This window comes from Paraburkholderia haematera, from assembly GCF_905220975.1.
Lineage (GTDB): Bacteria > Pseudomonadota > Gammaproteobacteria > Burkholderiales > Burkholderiaceae > Paraburkholderia > Paraburkholderia haematera.
Genome location: NZ_CAJNBK010000003.1, coordinates 21,682 through 41,259, shown reverse-complemented (window position 1 = coordinate 41,259; position 19,578 = coordinate 21,682). Strand labels below are relative to the sequence as shown.

Annotated in this window: 12 protein-coding genes; 4 read left to right on the top strand and 8 right to left on the bottom strand. The window is 60.9% G+C overall.

The genetic code is table 11. The features are described 5' to 3' along the window. Positions 1–36 precede the first annotated feature (36 nt). From KHO23_RS07495 to KHO23_RS07475, 5 genes are read right to left on the bottom strand one after another with little or no spacing between them, the layout of a single operon-like run. Positions 37–951 carry a UDP-3-O-acyl N-acetylglycosamine deacetylase gene (locus KHO23_RS07495; protein WP_211610387.1) on the bottom strand — a complete coding sequence of 305 codons (915 nt, stop codon included), beginning with the start codon at positions 949–951 and terminating at the stop codon, positions 37–39. After that, positions 951–8,600 (bottom strand): type I polyketide synthase, encoded by a 7,650-nt coding sequence (locus KHO23_RS07490; RefSeq protein WP_211610386.1) that lies wholly within the window; start codon positions 8,598–8,600, stop codon positions 951–953. Before KHO23_RS07490 ends, KHO23_RS07495 begins: the two co-directional genes overlap by 1 nt. Further along, positions 8,597–10,132 carry an LTA synthase family protein gene (locus KHO23_RS07485; protein WP_211610385.1) on the bottom strand — a complete coding sequence of 512 codons (1,536 nt, stop codon included), beginning with the start codon at positions 10,130–10,132 and terminating at the stop codon, positions 8,597–8,599. The genes KHO23_RS07490 and KHO23_RS07485 overlap by 4 nt, the downstream gene beginning before the upstream one ends. Then, positions 10,133–10,918, bottom strand: coding sequence for an SDR family NAD(P)-dependent oxidoreductase (locus KHO23_RS07480; RefSeq protein WP_211610384.1), 786 nt, complete (start codon positions 10,916–10,918; stop codon positions 10,133–10,135). It abuts the gene before it with no gap. Beyond that, a complete protein-coding gene (locus tag KHO23_RS07475) occupies positions 10,911–12,119 on the bottom strand; it encodes a capsule biosynthesis protein (RefSeq protein ID WP_211610383.1) in 1,209 nt (402 codons plus the stop codon). The genes KHO23_RS07480 and KHO23_RS07475 overlap by 8 nt, the downstream gene beginning before the upstream one ends. Before the next feature lie 459 nt (positions 12,120–12,578). Here KHO23_RS07475 and KHO23_RS07470 point away from each other — a divergent pair, with 459 nt between their 5' ends. The 4 genes from KHO23_RS07470 to KHO23_RS35540 are packed head-to-tail and all read left to right on the top strand — an operon-like array spanning position 12,579 to position 16,497. Next, positions 12,579–13,733 carry a hypothetical protein gene (locus KHO23_RS07470; protein ID WP_211610382.1) on the top strand — a complete coding sequence of 385 codons (1,155 nt, stop codon included), beginning with the start codon at positions 12,579–12,581 and terminating at the stop codon, positions 13,731–13,733. Positions 13,734–13,743: 10 nt separating this feature from the next. Then, entirely contained in the window at positions 13,744–14,535 is a 792-nt protein-coding gene (locus KHO23_RS07465; protein ID WP_268963876.1) for an ABC transporter permease, read from the top strand. Beyond that, positions 14,532–15,185: an ABC transporter ATP-binding protein gene (locus KHO23_RS07460; protein WP_211610380.1), complete on the top strand. Its 654-nt coding sequence runs from the start codon at positions 14,532–14,534 to the stop codon at positions 15,183–15,185. Before KHO23_RS07465 ends, KHO23_RS07460 begins: the two co-directional genes overlap by 4 nt. Before the next feature lie 22 nt (positions 15,186–15,207). Continuing rightward, complete coding sequence (locus KHO23_RS35540; protein WP_211610379.1) at positions 15,208–16,497, top strand: glycosyltransferase family 4 protein; 1,290 nt, start codon at positions 15,208–15,210, stop codon at positions 16,495–16,497. Between the two features lies 1 nt (position 16,498). Here the strand turns inward: KHO23_RS35540 and KHO23_RS07450 are convergent, their stop codons facing one another. The 3 genes from KHO23_RS07450 to KHO23_RS07440 all read right to left on the bottom strand — a co-directional run bounded on the left by KHO23_RS07450 (position 16,499) and on the right by KHO23_RS07440 (position 19,575). Continuing rightward, on the bottom strand, positions 16,499–17,620 hold the full coding sequence (locus KHO23_RS07450) for a glycosyltransferase family 4 protein (RefSeq protein ID WP_211610780.1): 1,122 nt from the start codon (positions 17,618–17,620) through the stop codon (positions 16,499–16,501). A 95-nt stretch (positions 17,621–17,715) separates the two neighbouring features. After that, positions 17,716–18,750: a GDP-mannose 4,6-dehydratase gene (gene gmd, locus KHO23_RS07445; RefSeq protein WP_211610378.1), complete on the bottom strand. Its 1,035-nt coding sequence runs from the start codon at positions 18,748–18,750 to the stop codon at positions 17,716–17,718. A 90-nt stretch (positions 18,751–18,840) separates the two neighbouring features. Then, on the bottom strand, positions 18,841–19,575 hold the full coding sequence (locus KHO23_RS07440) for a hypothetical protein (protein WP_211610377.1): 735 nt from the start codon (positions 19,573–19,575) through the stop codon (positions 18,841–18,843). Between the last annotated feature and the right edge of the window lie 3 nt (positions 19,576–19,578).

The window sequence follows — 19,578 nt, the reverse complement described above, 5'->3', positions numbered from 1 at the left end:
CAATTAACCCTGTGAGGTGCCGGCCCGATGTCGATATCAAGCCGGAAATTCGGCCCATTCCCACGCGTCGCGCGTGGCGAGCAGTTCGGCAACCAGCCGGTAGTTCATTTCATGACTCGGCCGCAAAGCCGTGACACGGCCAAGCAACGGCGCGCCGGCCATGGCCATGTCGCCGACCAGATCCAGCACGCGGTGCCGCACGAACTCGTCGGGTACGCGCATCCCGCCCAGCACGCGATTACCGACGATCGCAGCCGTACACGACAGGCGCGCGCCACGCAGAATCGGCATGCCGCGCACATAGCCGGCGAGAATGGCGGGGATCGCCCATTTGACGCGTCCGTATGAACGCGACGGGGCGATCTCTTCGGCAAAACTCGCAGGCGTCACCGCGCCGTCCCAGCGCAACGCGCCGAAGCCTTTCAGGTCGTTACGCACGGCCATTTCATAGGCGGACGACGGTTCGATCGAGATGCTGCGTTCGTCGCGCGTACCTTCGCCGTCGGCAATCTTCACCGGACGCAGCACGCGAATGAAGCGTTTCGCATGCGGCAATTCGGTCCGCCCGCATGCGCGGATCGCCTCGATCCACGGCTGCGCGCTGCCGTCCAGAATCGGTACTTCCTCCGCATCCAGCTCGACCGTTGCGCGATCGATTTCGCAGGTCAGCAGCGACGCCAGCAGGTGTTCGACAGTGCGCACACGGACGCCACCGGTGCTTTCGAGCATCGTGCAAAACGGCTGGCCGCGTCGCAGCGACGGACTCACCGCGAACTCAGCCAGCACGCCGGCGCCCTGCATCCGCCGGAACACGATGCCACGCGGGCCATCGGTATCGTGCGGGAGGATCCGCACGTTCACGCGCCGTCCAGTATGCAGACCGTGGCCGCTTAGCGCCAACGGCCGCGCGAGGGTCCCTTCACGGCGGCTCCAGCCTGCGGGGGCGTTCATCAGGCGAGCTCCGTCGCGGCTTGCGTCGAGACAGGCGTTGCCGTGTCCGATTGCCCCGACAACGCACCGGCGACATCGGCCAGCGCATGAGCGCCGACATCGAGCGCATGTTGCGCGGCGACCGCCGCCACCTGCGCCGCGACGCCGTTCGGCTCCGCCGCATCGTCCTGTGCCTGGATCGATTCGACGATCCGCTGCGCCAGCGAATGCACCGTTGCGCCTTCGGCCATCGTCATGATCGACAGCTTGACCTGGAAGCTCTCCTCGACAGCCATGCCGAGCTCCATGCCCATCAACGAATCCATGCCCATATCGAGGATCGAGCGGCCGGTTTCGATTTTTTCCGGCGACATGTGCAGGATGCGTGCAATCTGCGCCTGCAAGGTTTCTGCGACCAGTTGCAACGCATCGGCGAATGCCAGGCCAAGAATCTGGTCGCGCATCTGCGCGCCACCCTGACGTGCCGGTTCGTGACTGCCGCGCGCATGAAGTTCGGTGTAGCGGCGAGCGCGCGCCGCCGGCATGCCGAGGGACAGCGCCTGCCAGTCGAGCCGCACCACCGCTTCACCTGCGTTCATGTCGACGATCGCACGCTCCAGCGCCGTGAGCGCTTCGGCCGATGTAATCGACAAACCGCCGATCCGTGCCTGCAGCGCTTCGCGCGTTTCGGCATTGCGCGCGAGGAAGCCGACGTCGTCCAGCGGTCCCCACGCCATGTAGGTGCCTGGCAAACCGGCCGCACGACGTTGGGCGATCAGCGCCTCGAGGAAGGTATTGGCCGCCACGTAACTCGACTGCCCCGGATTGCCGAGGAAAGTCGTCGCCGATGAATACACGACGAAGAAATCGAGTTTCGTGCCACGCGTGGCGCGGTGCAGGTTCCATGCGCCGGCCAGTTTCGGCGCGAGCACCGCGGCGAAACGCGCGTCGTCGAGATTCCGTACGAGGCCGTCGTCGATCACCATCGCCGAATGAAGCACGCCCTTGAGCGGCATGCCGTGCGCGGCGATATCGGCGAGCAAGGCGTTGAGCGCGGCTGAGTCCGTGACGTCGCACGCTGCCGTGCGGACCTGTGTGCCGTTTCCTTCGCGCCAACGCGCGGCCTCTGCGGCGAGTTCCGGTGCGAGGGCGCCTGAACGGCTTGCGAGCGTCAGATTTCGCGCGCCGCGCGACATCATCCAGCGCGCGGTGGCGAAACCGAGCCCACCCGTGCCGCCGACAATCAGATATGCCGCGGCCGGATCGAGTTGCAGCGCGTCAGCGCCGGCCGTCGCGCGTGATGGACTGGGCGTGCCTGCCGGATACGTCACGAGGATCTTGCCGATCTGACGCGCCTGCTGCATGTGGCGGAAGGCTTCCTCGACGCGTTCCGCCGGGAACGCACGATACGGCAGCGGATGCAGCACGCCGCCCGCGAACAGTTGCATCACCTCTTCGAAAAGACGCGAGGTCAGATCCGGCAACGCGCTCATCAACTGGTCGGCATCGATACCGAAATAGCTGATGTTGTTGCGGAACGGCCGCAAGCCGATGCGGCTGTTCTCGTAGAAGTCACGCTTGCCGAGTTCGAGGAAACGGCCGAACGGACGCAGCGTGTCGATGCTGCGCACCATCGCTTCACCGGCGAGCGAATTGAGCACGATATCGACACCCGCGCCTTGTGTACGCTCGCGGATTTCATCGGCAAATGCGAGGCTGCGCGAATCGAATACGTGATCCGCGCCGAGCAGACGCACGAATTCGCGCTTCTCACGGCTGCCCGCCGTTGCAAATACCTCCGCACCCAGGTGGCGCGCGAGCTGGATCGCCGCGATCCCGACCCCGCCGGCCGCACCATGCACCAGCACGCGCTCGCCGCGGCGCAGCCGCGCCAACTCGCACAGCGCGTAGTACGCCGTGAAGAAGGTGGTCGGCACCGTGGCCGCCTCTTCGAAGGTGAGACGTTCGGGCTTATGGGCGATGGCCTCGGCCTTTGTGCGCACGTGGCTCGCGAACGAAGCCGGTGCGAAACCGAGTACCGCATCGCCCGGTGCGAAACGCCGCACGTCCCGGCCGACGCGCGCGACGCGCCCCGACAGCTCCATGCCGATCGTTGCGCCCGCAAAGCCGTTTTCGACGGCCTCGTCGGACAGCAGGCCCATTGCGTACATCACGTCGCGGAAATTCAGACCGGTTGCAACCGGTTCGATTTCGACTTCATCCACCGCGAGTTCGCGTTGCGGCAGCGCGAACCATTCAAGGTTGCGCAACGAACCGGGCGAAGCAAAACCGAGCACCGCCGCTTCGTTCTGCGGACGACCCGCAGCAGCGGATTCGCGGCGCAGTGCGGCGCTTGCCGCAGACAGCATGCGCGGCACGTAGCGGCCCTGTGAAGTGAGCAGTACTTCTTCCTCGCCGTCGGATGCGAGCAGCTCGCGCGCCAACTCGGCGCCTGCATCGCGGCACGCCGGCGATACGTCGATCAACCGGCACGACAGTTCCGGATGCTCGTTGGCCAGGACACGGCCGAGACCCCACATCGCCGCTTGCTCGGGACGCAGCGTCGCGGCATCGGCAAACGGTGTGGCGACCGGCGCGCCGCCGCGCGTCACGATCCACAAGTGCGGCTGCATCAGCCCGGCAACCGAGGTGAGATCACGAACGAGTTGCGCCAACGCGAGCGTGGTCTGCTGCTGGACCTGCATCACCTCAGTTCCATCCGCATCGGCGGACATGACGTGATCCGGCGCGATGAATACGACGTGATGCGGACACCCTGCCGGCGCGGCCAGCTTGCTCATGTCGTGACGCAACGCCGTGAGCGTGCTGCTCGACGCCGTGTGGCCGGCAGCCTGCAAGGCAGCAGCCAGGGTCTCGTCGATCTCGGCTTGCGCTGCGTACAACAAGGACCAATGCGCGGACGGCGTCTGCGCTTCACCGTCCTTGCCAGCAGAAGCGAGCGCGGACGGCTCGCGTGCAACGATCAGCGTCGGTGCGCCTTCAAGATCCAGGCCCTGTTCGGTATGCCGCGTGACCTGTTCGAAGCCTGCTTCTTCAAGGTGTTTCGTCAAAGATACTGGCGATAGCCATGCCGCGCGGCGTGCGTTGGCGTGCGCGGCATCCGTGTCGAGATCGAACACGATATCGGCGAAGCGGCTATTGCGCGGCTCTGCGATCACGACCAGCGCGCCCGGCGCGAGCCAGCCGCGCAGCGCGGCGAGCAGCGCACGGGGTTCGGTCTGTGCGGCCAGCACGTGGCTCGCCACGACGATGTCGTAACGCTCGCCGGCTTCAATGCCGGACAGGCGCGGTGCATCACCGAACTCGACGTTCGCGATCCGGATGGACGGATGCTCGCTCGCGTCGAAGCCGCTCAACTGCTCATGGGTGCCCGCAATCGTGTAGTCGCAGCGCGACACCGGCATGTGAATCGCAAGCGGCTGCAGCACATCACTCGACGGCGAATCCAGTTCGAGCACGCGCAACCGGCGCGGTTCGCTCCACGCTTCGATCGCGCGATGCAGGCAGGCGCCGGTCAACGCGTTGACATGCGCCCACGTCGGCGAAGCTTCAAAGAAGTGCTCGACCAGACTGCTGCGCGACGGCGGCAGAATCTGCGCGCCGCTCACTTCGCCACGCAACACGGCTGGCAGCGCCGCGCCGCAATGCGCGAGCAAGGTCAGTTCGGCCACGTGCGCGGGAGACTGGGCAAGCAGGTCGCGCCACAGTTCGTCGATTCCCGGCAGATTCGCGCAAGCCGCTGCGTCGCGCACCAGATGCGTTCCATCGCGCCGCGCCAGACCGTCTTCAACGGCAATCTGCACGAGACGCGCCAGCAGTGCCGGATGCGCGCAGTCCGGCAGCGACGGTTGCGCAAAAACGTTCATCGCATCGAGCGCGTTCAGTGCGTAGGCGCTAGCGAGCACGTCGAGCAGCGGCAGCATTTCAGTCAGATGCGTTTGTCTGCGCGGTTGATCTTCTTGCGCAGACAATGCCGCGGCGGCATCTTCCAGCAGTGTAGCCGGCTCGGGCAACATGCGTGCGTCGAGGTCGGCGACAAGCGGCCTGGCCTCGGCGATATAGGCGTAACGCGCTGGCGGATGCTGACGGCGTCCCATCAGATCGACGCGGCGGAAGCAGCACGCGCCGAGCCGCGCAACGATTGCACCGTGCTCATCGGCGAATTCGAACGATGCCACCACCGAATGCGGGCTGCGCCGTTCGATCCTTGCGACCACGTAGCGGATCGCGTCGCCGCGCAGATAGTCGATGCGTCCGATTTGCACCGGCACATAGGCGGCGTGTTCGATCTCAGCCTGATCCGCCGAGGCGAGCAAGGCGAACAGCGGATGAAAACCGCTGTCCATCAAGGCCGGATGAAGCGCATAGGCGCCCAGTTCGGCTTCGGTTTGCGCGAGTACGGCGGGGACGTCCACTTCCGCCAGCGCCATGTCGGCTTTCACGTCGACGTGCACCGCGCGCACCCACTGGAATGCCGGGCCGTAGCTCAAGCCGATCGCCGCGGTGTTCGCATACAGCGTTGAGCCGGACATGGCCGGTTGCGCGAAAAGATCGGTAAGCGTGGTGGCCGGCAGTGCGCTCGCATCGCCTTCCTCACTCAGCGCGCAGCCGCTCGCCAGCAATCGGCCGGTCACGTTGAGCGACCACGCTTCGTCGGACATGCGCTCGCGTGTTTCGATCGTGAAACTCGCGGTGCGCACGTCGACCGTGAAGCGGAACAGCTTCGAATGCTGCGGCTGGAATACAACCGGCAGACGGATTTCGAGGTTCTCGACGGCGCAGCTTTGCGTGCCGAAATGCACGCGCGCGGCGGCGAGCGCCATTTCGACGTAACCCGCCCCAGGGAACGCCACCCCGCCGTCGACCACGTGATCGGCCAGCATCGGCAGACCGGCCGGATCGAGCTGATTTTCCCAGGCGAGCGCGTGTTCGCGCAGACGGTAGCCGAGCAGTGGATGTTCGCGACGGCGATTGACCAGGTTGTACGCTTCCGCAGTTGGGCCGAGCCAATAGCGTTCGTGCTGCCACGGGTAGGACGGCAGCGCCACGCGTGCGCTCTTCGGCGCGAAGCGTTCGACGTCGACGCGCGCGCCGTTCGCGAGCATCGCGTAGATCGCGTGGTGCAGCATCTGCGCGCTGTCGTGATTGCGCTTGAGCGTTGGCAGCGAGCGGCCCGGGATGCGGGCGTCGTCGAGTGTCTGCGTCACATAGGTGCGCAAAATCGAATGCGGGCCGATTTCAAGGAACAGGCGCACGCCCGTTTGGGCAACCTGAGCCACGGCATCGCCGAAACGCACCGGTTCGCGGATGTTGCGCCACCAGTACTGCGCGTCGAGTTCGGTGCCTGCGAGTTCGGCGCCCGTCACCGTCGAAACGAAGCTACGCGTCGTGGCGTTCGGTGCGAGCGCCGCGAGGCCCTGCAACACGGCCGGCTCAATCGGGTCCATCTGACGGCTGTGGAACGCGTAGTCCAGTTCCAGCATCTGGAAGAAGCGGCCGCTATCCTTCACCGCGGCTTCAAGCACCTGCAATGCGCCAAGCGGACCGGCCAGCGTGACAGCTTGCGGACTGTTCACACCCGCGACTTCCACCGCGGTGTCCACGCCGAGTTGCGCCATCAGCGCACGCATGGCGGCTTCGCCGAGCCCGGCGGCGGCCATTCGCCCCGTGCCGCGCGTGCTTGCCTGAGCGCGGCTGCGAATCTTGATCACATGGACGGCCTGCTGGAGTGTCAAGGCACCCGCCGCCCACGCTGCGGCAACTTCGCCGACGCTGTGGCCGAGGCACACGTCATAGCAGACGCCACGCGCTTCGATGACTCGCACCACGCCCACCTGAATCGCGAACAGCAGCGGTTGTGCGTGCTCGGTGGCCTCCAGCGTGGTGGCGGTGACGCCTTCGCGCAGCACCTCGACCAGCGAAGCGCTGCCGTCGGCGCGCCAGAGCGCGTCGAGTTCGTCGAGCGCCGCACGGAACACCGGCTCCTGTTCGAGCAATTGCTTACCCATGCCGGCCCACTGAGAGCCGTTGCCCGAGAACACCAGCGCGAGACGTGTATCGTCACCCGGCGTTTCGCCGTGCACGAGCGACGGTTTCGTCTGATCCTGCGTCGGCATGGCGAGCGCGGCGAGCGCCGCCCGTGCTTCGGCTGGGGTTGACGGTGCGACGATTGCGCGATGCTTGAGCCACTCGCGGCGATGCGCCGCGTTCGATGCCAGCGTGCTCCACGGCGTGCCGCTCTCGAGCCTCGACAGATAGCGTGCGGCCAGTGCGGGCAAAGCGGCTGCGGTACGGGTCGAGAGGATCAGCGGCGACAGTGCCGTTGCGTCGTTTCCGGCGCGTGCGGTGGCATCGGCTACCGGTGCTTCCCGCAAGACGATGTGTGCATTCGTGCCGCCGAACCCGAACGAATTGACGCCGATCACCAACGGTTCCGCCCCCCCATCGAGCGGCGTCAGACGATCCACGACACGCAGCCGGCCGCCGACGAAATCGATCGCCGGATTCGGCGTTTCGAAATGCAGCGTCTTCGGCACCGCGCGGTGCTTCAGGCACAGAATCGCCTTCATCAAACCGGCCATACCCGAGGCCGTTTCGAGGTGGCCGACGTTAGTCTTCACCGAGCCGATCAACAACGGTTGATCGACCGGCCGCCCCGCCGACGCGACTTCCATCAAGGCACGCGCTTCGATCGGATCGCCGACCGCCGTGCCTGTGCCGTGCGCCTCGACATAGGCGAGCGAGCGCGGGTCAACGCCTGCGCGTTCATAGACCGTGCGCAGCAATGCCGCTTGCGTGGCCGCGCCCGGCACGCTGATACCGCCTTGCGAGTAACCGTCCGAGTTGACGCCGGAACCTGCGATGACTGCGTGAATTGTGTCGCCGTCAGCCAGCGCACGGTCGAGCGTCTTAAGCATGACCAGTGCGCCGCCTTCCGAGCGGACGTAACCGTCGCCGGTTGCGTCGAACGCGCGGCAGCGTCCGCGGGGCGACAACATCGACGCTTTCGAGAATGTCACGAAGCCGAACGGATGCAGCAGCAGATTGACGCCGCCCGCGAGCGCCATCTCGGCGTCGCCCGATTGCAGCGCCTGACACGCCTGATGCAAGGCGACCAGTGACGACGAACACGCCGTATCGACCGACACGCTCGGTCCGCGCAGATCGAACAGATAGGACAGGCGATTGGATGCGATGCTGAGCGTGTTGCCGGTAGCCGAATACGGATCCACCGCGTTGAGGTCGTCGACGAAACGATTGCCGTAGTCCGGGCTCGCCACGCCGATATAGACCGCGCAATTACTGCCTTCCATGTCGCGCGGACGCACACCCGCGTCCTCGAAGGTTTCCCACGCGAGTTCGAGCAGCAGACGCTGCTGCGGATCCATCTGCTGCGCTTCGCGCGGCGAGATGCCGAAAAAGGCCGCGTCGAAACCGGCGACGTCGTCCAGCACGCCGGCCGAGAACGTGTAGCTCTTGCCGGCTTCCCGTTTGGACGGATGCTGATAGAACTCCGTGCCGAAACGGTCCGCGGGCACTTGTGTGACCGCGTCTTTTTCGTCGCGCAGCAGCGCCCAGAAATCGTCAGGGCTCTCAACATGGCCGGGGAAGCGGCAGGCCATCCCCACAATTGCAATCGGTTTCGTCATCGTTCTATCGTTGGGTGCAACGTGCGCGCCGGCACTCCGCCCGGCAGGCCTGGTTCGAGTGCTCGAATCAGGGCGGGGCCGAGTGCTTCGGCGCGCAGATCTTCGTTCGTGGCGGGCGCTTCGCCGTAATTGCGCCAGATAAAGTAGTCGCTGCGAACCGGTTCACAGCCCAGTTCGCTGAACACGTGCGCAAGCGCCGGCACGTGATCGCCGTAGAAGCACAGCACCGTGTCGCGGCGCCGTGCGCGCAGCGCTGAAAGCAGGCGGCCGAGCATGGCATCGGCGTTGGCGAGGTGGCGCAAATAGGCGGTCAGATCGCGCCAGCGCGCATCGTCGCCGAGCGTGTGGAAGGCTGCGCCCTCGCCTGCCTGTACCGGTTCGAGATGCAGCGGCCCGTGGTTTTCCATCGTCATCGCGAAGAGGAAGGCGGGCTTGTCGCGCGGTTCGTCCAGCGCGCTGAGGATCGACTCGGCTACCGCCATATCGCCGACGTATGGGCCGGCGCGCTGAGCATCGGCGAACGAGGCGATATCGAGGAACCGATCGATCTGAAGATGCTTGAAGGCGCGTTCGCGGCCGAAGAAATCCGCGTAGTACGGGTGGATTGCCTGAGTCTGATAGCCGCCACGTTTGAACCAGGACGCCAACGATTCGCAGGCGCGGCGCACGAATGCATAGGGATAGAAACGTGCATAGCCGAGTTGCCCGCCTCCGATACCGGTCAAGACCGCGAACTCCGTGCGCATGGTATTGGCGCCCCATGCAGGCACCGTCAGTTCGCCGTGCTGGACGGACTCGCGGCGTGCCGCGTCGAAGTGATGCAGGATGCCTGGGGCGATCGATTCGGTCAGGCGACGCGCGTCGAAGAACGATTCGCTTTGGATCAGGATCACGTCGGGTGTGGATTGCGGCGCGCCTTTGGCGAATGGACCTGTGGCCAGCGCGTCGCGCAACTGGCGCGGCGTAGCCGGTTTCATGCCGTTTAGCAGATAGGCGATGAAGACCGCGACGAAACCGTGACGCTTTTGGTCGTCGGACGGATTCAGCGTGAGGGGTAAGCGTGCGGCCAGCAGATAGGCAGTGGCGAGGCAGGCCGCGGCAGCGAAGGCGATAGCGCCGACCGGCCTGCCGGCCATTGGCGTGTCCACGACGAAACCGCCGATCACGACTGCGATGCCAACGACGATCGCCGTCACCGTCCCTGCGCTGAGAAACGGCAAGTACAAACGCGGATGCGCGAACAGTTGACTGAAAAGGCTGAGATCGGTGAAGACAAACGGCTCGCGCAGGGATGCATATTTTGCGTTGCTCACACCGGCAAGCAAGGCGACCAGCGCGATCGCGACAAATGCGGAAAACTTGACGCGCCCCGTGACCAGCAACAGGCACAGGCAGATGAAAACGATTGAGGCGGCATGCAGAGCCAAGGCGATCGGCGAGCGGCGCAACGACGCGCGCGGCACTGCGATCGCTTCAGGCAGAAGCGCGAGACCGGCGGCGGCCGCGAAACTGAGCGCGAGCGTCGTTTCCACTCAGCGCTCCTCGCGTGGCAAATAAGACAGCCCGCCCAGAATCGCATCAGCCATGACCGCGGGCAGCAACGGCAGGAGGCGCATGCCGAAAGCGAGCAGACCGGGGAAAGCGATTTCTGCGCGCCCTGCTTTCAGTTTGCGCTGGATATGCTGGGCGGCTTTGTCGGCGGACCAGAGGAATGGTTTGTCGCCAGGGAAGACGTCGCTCATTGCCGTCTTGACGAAGCCCGGCAAGACGACCGACATGCGGATACCGTCGCGCGACAGGATCGGGCGGACTGAATCGCCGTAGGCCTGGATCGCTGCCTTGCTGGCGCAGTAGGCCGGTGAGATCGCCATGCCGCGCAATGCGGCAAGCGAGCTGATCAGCGCGATCTGACCGCAGCGACGCGGGCGCATGCGGGCGATGACCGGAAGGGCCGCGTGCATTGCGCCGTAGAAGTTTGTGTCGACGATGGCGGCCGTGCGTTCGAGTTCTTCCCAGTCCTGTGCGGACGCGAGCGTGCTGGCCGCGCCGGCGTTGGCGATCAATAGGTCGATGGGGTGAGCGTCGTCGAATTGGTGCAGCCAGGCTTGCATGGCGGCGTCGTCGCGGACGTCGATCTGGGCGGCTTCTACCTTTGCGCCTTTTGCGCGGCAGGCGCTGGCCGATTCTTCGAGCCTTTTCCCGTCGCGGCCGATAAGACCGAGGACGACGCCCGGCGCCGCATACGCCTGCGCGAGCGCGCGGCCGAGCCCCGCGCTCGCGCCGGTGATCACGATGTGGCGCAAGGCGGCTTTATGCATGTGCTACCGCCTCGAGACGCTGCACTGCGCCGGCGGTTGCCATGGCAATGCCGGTGCGGGTGTAGAAGTCGCCGTTGATCTGCGTGTGGTGGACGACGTAGTCCAGAAAGGCTTGATACAGATGCATGTCCGGCTGCTCACCGTGCTGCCAGAAATCGTCCAGCGAGCCCTGCCAGGTCAGACCCGGCATGCTGTAGATCGCCGTGCCGAGCGCGATTAGCGGACGGCGGTGATGCAGTGCCGACAAACCGACCGTGCTATTCACCACCACGGCACCGCGCGCGTGGTCGAGAAGCGTCGGCAGATGGCCGGCGTCGATGAAACGCAGGCGATCGGCGATGCCGAGTTCGCGCGCGAGTTGTTCGGAATGACGGCGGTAGTCGATCAGGCCGGTATCAAGGGGGTGGTTCTTGATGACGAGCCAGCTTTCGGCCGGGGCATGCTGCGCGAATGACCTGAGTACTTTTGTTATGGCTTCACGCACGCCGTCGAACGGTGAATGGACGACGATCTGCGCGTCCGAGTTCAACTGCAGCGGGAATATGTAATACGCATGGCCTGCTTCCAGCAGATCACGAGTGACTTGATCGGAGTCGCGATGGTGCTGACGTTGACGCAATGCGCGAGCCGCAAGTCCTGAGTACTCGAAAAAGCCGTTTCTCGGACGATGGCTGCGGTAATGCGGGAAACGGGTGGCGAAAAGCGTATTCGCGCTGCGATAACGGATGTCGTGGAATGCGCGTTCGTAGAGGTTATAGCCGGTGGGCTGACCCATTGGACTTGGCGGGGTAAAGCGACGGTGATCCAGATACCAGGCGGGGTCACGCGGCAGTTTAGAGCGACCATTCACACCGTGATTTTCTAGCGTCAGCCAATGCGGGCGGACGTAGCCTTCTTCAAATACATGTACATGCAAGCCATTTTCTCGCGCAATGGGATGCATGTGGCGATGAATTTCGCGGCAATCGCCAAACATTATGATGTCGGTAAAGCTGCCCGCCTTTACTCGATTGACATACCAATCAGTCAATTCGCTTGCCTGTCCACGGAAATTCCATGCATCACCATTTCCGGCGTATGCCAGATCGCCACCGCAGAAATTAACTCGACGTACAGCATGGCCACGCTCGCGCAATGTAATGGCAAGCCGGCTAAAGAACGGGGAAGCCGTGCCTTGCAGGGCGAGAAAGGAACGGTGCATGTGAGAACGTCGAAAAGCGGCCCGGGCGCGACCAATAGAACGCCGAACCCATGCGCCCTTCCCCCCGAGACCTCGGAATCGTTTGAATAGTTGCTGCTGGTCTTAAGCAAGGAGCGAAGAATACAACATTACGGGATAAAAAATACGACACATTAAGAAAAATTAGGAAATTTGTTGGAAGGATACGAAGGTGGATGGCGCCTGCATTATCGGGTGGCTATAATCGGCCGCCCCTGGACCATTGACTGGGTATGCGTCACCGATAGTCTTGTAAGGATTGCAACGCTCAGCCTTACGTCATAAACCCGGTAAAACGTCGCATAAGTATTCGTATTGGCTCACGCAAAACGTTTGCGCCCATCGTGGCTGCACACTTTTGTGGGTGCTTCCGCTCTTCCTTTGGATTCGCCGAACGGGAATCAAGGGAATTGAAAGAACTATTTCAAGTTGGATAAAACGTTGGAAACAGTATCTAGCAACAACGCGGCGCTGCCGCCGCCGGGGAAGAAGAAAGGGCTGGTCGAGCGCGTCAGGGGGATCAATCGACTTTTCACATTGACCGTGGCTATACCAACTGCCGTAGCCATTGTGTACTTCGGATTGGTTGCATCTGACGTGTACGTGTCGGAGTCACGTTTCGTAGTTCGTAGCCCACAACGGCAAAACCAGACTAGTGTCGTAGGCGCGCTGCTTCAAGGAACTGGCTTTTCGCGAGCGCAAGACGACACCTACCCTGTAATCGACTATATCGAGTCACGGGACGCCCTCACGGAGTTAAACCGGGGGAGCTACATTGCCGACGCCTACAGCAATCATGGTGACTTCGTCAGCCGTTTCCACACACACCTCGACAACAGCTTCGAGGCGCTGTGGAAATATTACGGCAAACACATTGTCTCAGTGGATCTTGATCCGACGTCGGCCATAACGACTTTGCAAATTCGTGCTTATACCGCAAAGGACGCGGAGAAGATCAACGAGGCGCTTTTGCAAATGAGCGAACATTTGATCAACCGAATGAATGAACGGGCTGCGGCCGACACTGTGCGATTCGCTCAGGAACAAGTCGATACTGCAACGGCAAAGGCGAAAGATGCTGCGGCGGCGCTAGCGCTGTACCGAAATTCATATACAGTTTTCGATCCGGAAAAGCAATCGGCGCTGCAATTGCAACAAGTGACGGCCCTACAGACGCAGATGTTTGCAGCGCAGACGCAATTGATCCAATTGCAGTCGATTGCGCCACAGAATCCTCAGATACCCGTCTTAAAGGCGAGTATTGCCTCGCTTGAAAAACAGGTCCAGGAAGCAACGGGAGGTGTAACGGGAAGCTCGAACTCCCTGTCCGCCAAAGCAGTTGCTTATGCCCGACTGCAACTCGATTCGCAGTTCGCTGACAAGCAACTGGCTTCCACAATGGCTGCATTGGAAAACGCCCGCGCGGAGGCTCAGCGCAAACAGCTCTATTTGGAAAGACTTGTTGAGCCGAATACGCCAGACGTCGCGATCGAACCGAAGCGTCTCAAATCTATTTTCGAAGTATTTGCTTTGGGCATGATGATCTGGGGTGTTTTGAGCCTGCTAGTCAGCGGCGTGCGTGAGCATCACGACTAGGGCGCGCTCGGTGCAATACACGACTCCATTCCTGCGCTCCCTGCAAATCCAGTTACGTGTAGTAGGCGCGCTTCTCATGCGCGAAATCCTGACGCGTTACGGGCGCCACAACGTGGGTTTCCTGTGGGTTTTCTTCGAACCCATGATGTTCACACTCGGCATTACCGTTCTGTGGACCGCATCGAAGGCAACGCACGGCGACCATGTACCGATAACGGCGTTTGCCGTCACCGGATACTCGTCAGTGCTTCTCTGGCGCAACGCCGTAGGACGCTGCGCTCTCGCGATCGTTCCCAATCAGAGCCTCCTCTATCACCGCAACGTACGAGTGATCGACCTGTTCCTGTCAAGAGTATTGCTGGAAATTGCTGGCGCCAGCATGTCGTTTTTCTTTCTCAGCATACTTTTCATCACCACCGGTTTGATGAAGCCGCCCGCCGACATCTCACTGATTGTGGCCGCATGGATTTACCTTGCGCTGCTAGGAACCGGATTGGGTTTCGCCGTCGGTGCGCTTTCCGAGCGCAGCGAGACAGTCGAACGCGTGTGGCATACCATTGCATATCTCCTCTTTCCGCTTTCCGGTGCCGTCTTCATGGTCGAATGGCTACCCCCAACATTCCAGAAAGTGGTGCTCTATATCCCCATGGTTCACGGCGTAGAAATGCTGCGCGCCGGCTACTTTGGTCCAATGGTCAAAGCCCATTACAGCGTTCCATACATGATCGTCTCAGACCTATTGCTGTTGGTTGTAGGTCTTGCACTGGTTCGGGACGCAGGTCAGCGGGTAGAGCCTGAATGATCGAACTAAAGAATCTTTCGAAGGTATATACGACGCGCCAAGGATGCAGAACTGTCCTCGACGGAATTGACCTATGTGTTCGGAAGGGCGAGAAAGTCGGTATTCTCGGCCGCAATGGCGCAGGCAAGTCGACGATGATTCGTATGATCAGCGGCGCGGAATTACCCACAGCAGGAACAGTAAAACGCAAAATGAGCGTGTCTTGGCCGCTAGCCTTTGGCGGTGCATTTCAAGGCAGCCTCACCGGCATGGACAATCTAAGATTCATCTGTCGAGTCTACGGTGTAGATCCGAAAGACTCAGAGCAGTTCGTCCAGGAGTTCTCGGAATTAGGCTACTACCTCCGGGAGCCGGTAAAAACCTATTCGGCGGGAATGCGCGCGCGGCTCGCATTCGCCATATCCATGGCAATTGAGTTCGACTGCTTTCTAATCGACGAAATTATTGCCGTTGGCGACAGCCGGTTCCACACCAAATGTCACAATGAGTTATTCGAGCGCCGCCGCGACCGGGCTTTGATCATCGTCAGTCACGACGCCGGCTACATCCGGGAGCACTGCGATCGCGCTGCCGTTCTCGTCCAAGGAAGGCTACACTCATTCGAGCAAGTCGAAGACGCCTACACCTTCTACCAAGAAAGCGTGGGCTAAAGCCATCTGAATCCTATTCCGGATGCTCGACATTTTTCGAACACTCAGAGCCGCAGCCCTGCAGTTCGCGGCCATATGGTGCTCGCCGCGCTATGCAAGAAGCGCCAGAAGAGCGGTGATGAGGCTACAGCCCACAATTGACAGCGAGCGGCCACGCACCCGTCAATTGCTTGTCGACGTCTCCATCATCGCATCGCATGACGCAGGCACTGGTATCCAGCGCGTTGTCAGGTCGTTGCTCCTGCAACTGCTCGCTCACCCACCCGTCGGCTTTGAAATCCGCCCCGTGCAAGCGACGCGGAAACGACCATATCGATACGCAGACGCCTATCTTCATTTGCTGACGTCATCCGCACCCGCGTATGGCGGAGATAAAGTGAGCGTAGCAAACGGTGACATCTTTCTGGGGCTCGATCTCGCGAGCCGTATTATGCCGCGCCGACAGCTTGACTTGCTTCGGTGGCGAACCAAGGGCGTTCGCTGCGCCTTCGTTGTCTACGACCTACTGCCGGTCCTCCACCCACACTGGTTCACGCCACGTGCGCGCAGGTCATTTCGCCATTGGCTATCTACTCTCGCCGTCCATGCGGACACCCTTCTCTGCATATCTAATTCGGTCTCTTCTGAAGCGCGGAGCTACATGAAACACCATTTTGGCGCGATGGCGAGCGATTTTTCAACTCACTGGTTTCATCTTGGTGCGGACTTACAGTCGAGCCAAACCTTGACGCCGAGTACCCCATTCTTTTCGAATGACTCGCACGCGGCGTCGGACCACAGCACAGTTCTTATGGTCGGTACGATTGAACCACGCAAAGGTCATGCGCAGGTCCTAGATGCCTTCGAGCTACTGTGGACTGATGGCGTGAACACCATGTTGGTCATTTCAGGAAGGCAAGGCTGGCACGTCGATAGCCTGGTCGAAAGATTGACCCACCACCCCGAACTCGGGAAGCGGCTGCATTGGCTTGTCGGCATCGCCGACGAACAACTTGCGTGCCTCTATCGCGAACTCGACGGTCTGATCATGGCTTCAGAGGCCGAAGGGTTCGGCCTGCCGCTAGTGGAGGCCGCGCAATATGGAATGCCTATATTTGCCCGCGAACTCCCCGTATTCCGCGAAGTGGCTTCCGAACACGCAACCTACTTTGACGCAAAAGATGGCGGGGAGCTAGCACCGCAGCTTGCCGACTGGATAGAGAGTCTGGAAAACGGAAATGCGCCACGCAGCGACGCCATGTTGCCACTCACGTGGTCCGCCAGCGCCGATCGGTTAAAGACGTTGATAGCAATTCTCGACCATTCCTCATAGCTCACGCGAAACGTCGACAGACATCTAGCGTATTTTTCGCGCATTGCTCCCAGCTAGCGACATTAGCAACTTGCAGACCACGCTGAATCGCTATCTCCCGCCACCCCTCGTCGCACAGCACATGCTCGATTCCATCGCGCAGCGCACAATGGTCGTCAGGTTCAACCAACCAGGCCGCGCCACCCGCGACTTCTGGGAGCGACGAGGAGTTTGACGTCAGCGCAGGCACTCCACTCGCCATAGCTTCAAGCACAGGCAGGCCAAACCCTTCGTAAATCGAAGGAAACAGAAACGCGCGTGCACCAGCGTAAACCAACGGCAGCAGTGTCTCATCAACGAACCCCAAATACCGCAACCAGCCGTCCTGCTCTCCGCGCTTGATCTGCTCCTGCAAGGCTTCGCTTAGCCATCCTGAGCTACCCACGAGCACCAAAGGATAGCGTGCGCGCAATGTCGGCGCCAGATCAAGATAAGCTGCAAGCAGTCTATCGATGCGCTTACGAGGTTCAAGCGTCGAAACACAGAGGGCATAGCCGCCGGAAGCAAGGCCTAACTCACGCAAGGAGACTGCAACCTCCGACGTTTCTCGCGGGTGAAACTCCTGGCGCACCCCTAGGCCAATGGCAGTGATACGCTCGGGAGACCAGCCAAAATAATCAATGACCTCGCGACGTATCGCTTCCGAATCTGTAATCAAATGGGCGGCGCGCGCCAGCGTCGATGCAAAACCTTGCTCAAAATGCTTGATACGCGCGATCGGATGCGTCTCCGGATACTTGAATACGGACAGGTCGTGCACTGTTACGACTCCGCTTTCGACCGAGTCAGGTAGGAAATAATTCGGCGAATGGAACACATGCCCACGCATCTCACGCCGCGTGCGCCATCGGTACCAGCTTTGCGGTGGCCTTAAAAACCGCCGTTTTCGCTTTGGCGCATGTCCTTCTGACGTGTGAAGCTTCAGCAGATCTGCAGGATTACCCACCCAGCGCCCCGCAAGAAAGAAACGCATTGAGTCGAGCGCTTCGAGCGACGTCTGATAGTGCGCCGCCAGTTCCCACGTGTACCGTCCAATACCAGTAAGGGGAGGCACAATCGAATCAACTGCAAGGATCAACTTCAAGGCGCTTCCCCCGAAAAACAGCGCATTGGAATTGTCCACAGCGGCCATGACCTTGCGAGATAATTCATGCGGTTAACGTCTGCCGTGGCCACGATCTAGAAGGAAAAGCCGGCCTCATTGCGACGGACGTCAGCCTCTACCATCATCTGGCAAAGCTGCTCGAGTGTAGTGTTCGGCTCCCAACCGAGTTCCAGGCGGGCCTTCGTGGGATCACCGATCAACAGTTCGACCTCTGCGGGACGATAGAAGGCGGGATTGATCTTCACAATAGTCTTGCCGGACGCGACATCCACGCCAACCTCACTTTCGCCACGGCCTTCCCACATGATCTGGAAGCCGGCCGCTTTGCCCGCCATGCTCACAAAATCGCGGACGGTTTCCGTGCGATTGGTGGCAAGTACATAGGTATCGGGTTTGTCCGCCTGAAGCATGCGCCACATACCCTCGACGTATTCCTTCGCGAACCCCCAATCCCGCTTGGCATCGAGGTTACCCAGCTCGAGAACATCGAGTTTCTGAAGCCGTATTTTCGCAATGCTATCGGTAATCTTGCGGGTAACAAACTCTCGTCCCCGCAGCGGAGATTCATGGTTGAAGAGAATGCCACTACTGCCGAAGATGTTATAGCTCTCGCGGTAGTTCACCGTGATCCAGTGAGCGTACAGTTTGGCAACCCCATACGGACTGCGCGGGTAGAACGGCGTTGACTCCACTTGTGGAATGGCCTGTACCTTGCCGAACATCTCCGACGTGCTGGCTTGATAAAAGCGAATCGCAGGGTTCACGATACGAATCGCCTCGAGCAAATTCAACGGACCGACGCCCGTAATTTCGGCGGTGGCTACCGGTTGATCGAAAGACACGCCTACGAAGCTCTGGGCCGCAAGATTGTAGACCTCAGTAGCCTCGGTCTTCTGAAGCAACCTGATGCTGGAACTGAGATCCGTCAAATCGTACTCAATCAGATGCAGATTCGGGTGTCCGGTCACACCGAGCTCGTCGATCCGCCAGAAATTCACGGAACTGGTCCGACGGTAAGTGCCGTAAACCATATATCCCTGATGCAACAGGAACTGGGCGAGATAGGCACCGTCCTGACCCGTAATGCCCGTAATAATTGCTTTTTTCATGACTGTTTATCGTTGGTTTGATTTGAGACTCGCTTGGCCGGAGAGTCTCTTCCCCCCGCCCCCCGAAATCCATGCCTATGCGCTCCTTGCCTAGCGCTTGACACTCTCGTTGTGTTTGAATCCGAGTGAGTGATAAAGATAATAGTCCGCAAGGTTTTGCGCGACAAAACGATCCTTATACATCTCCAAACTATTGTGCCCAAAGACATCGCGCAAATGTGCAGGCGGCGGGTTTTCCGCGTGCCGGTTTGAATGCTGCCCCGGCGCGATTTCGATACCCACCTTGCGAAACTCCCGGCGTAGATCGCTGGTTTCCAAACAGCAGGCGACATCCATTGCCGCTATGAATTTCGCACAATACCCGATGTGCCGCGGCCCCACTTCCACGTCTCGCCCGTACAATCCACAGATACTTCTCACATAATAGTTGTGGGAGCGATGCTGAGCAGAGCAATCAAAATAGTCCTCGAAATCGAAAACCCGACCGTAGAGCCAATCGTTCGAGCTGTCCATCTTGAAGTTTGAAACCGCGCGTTTAAATGGATCCCGCAGGACCGTACACATCTTGAGGTCTTCGATGTCAACAAGATACTCAAACTGCGGAATATCCCATTCGAGCGCCAGGAATTGCACACCCTGCGATTTGATACTTTCGAAGTACGAGTGAACATCCGCACGGCTTTTCCCAGCTAGTACCACTGGAGACCCATCGTCCTGAAGAGGGTGCCCATTCTGATGCAACGCGGGTAGCCGCAACCCCATCGCCCGAGCCGCATCAATGACCGTAGTCCCAGCAGCCTTATGGAAATGAAAGAAAAGAATCATGCT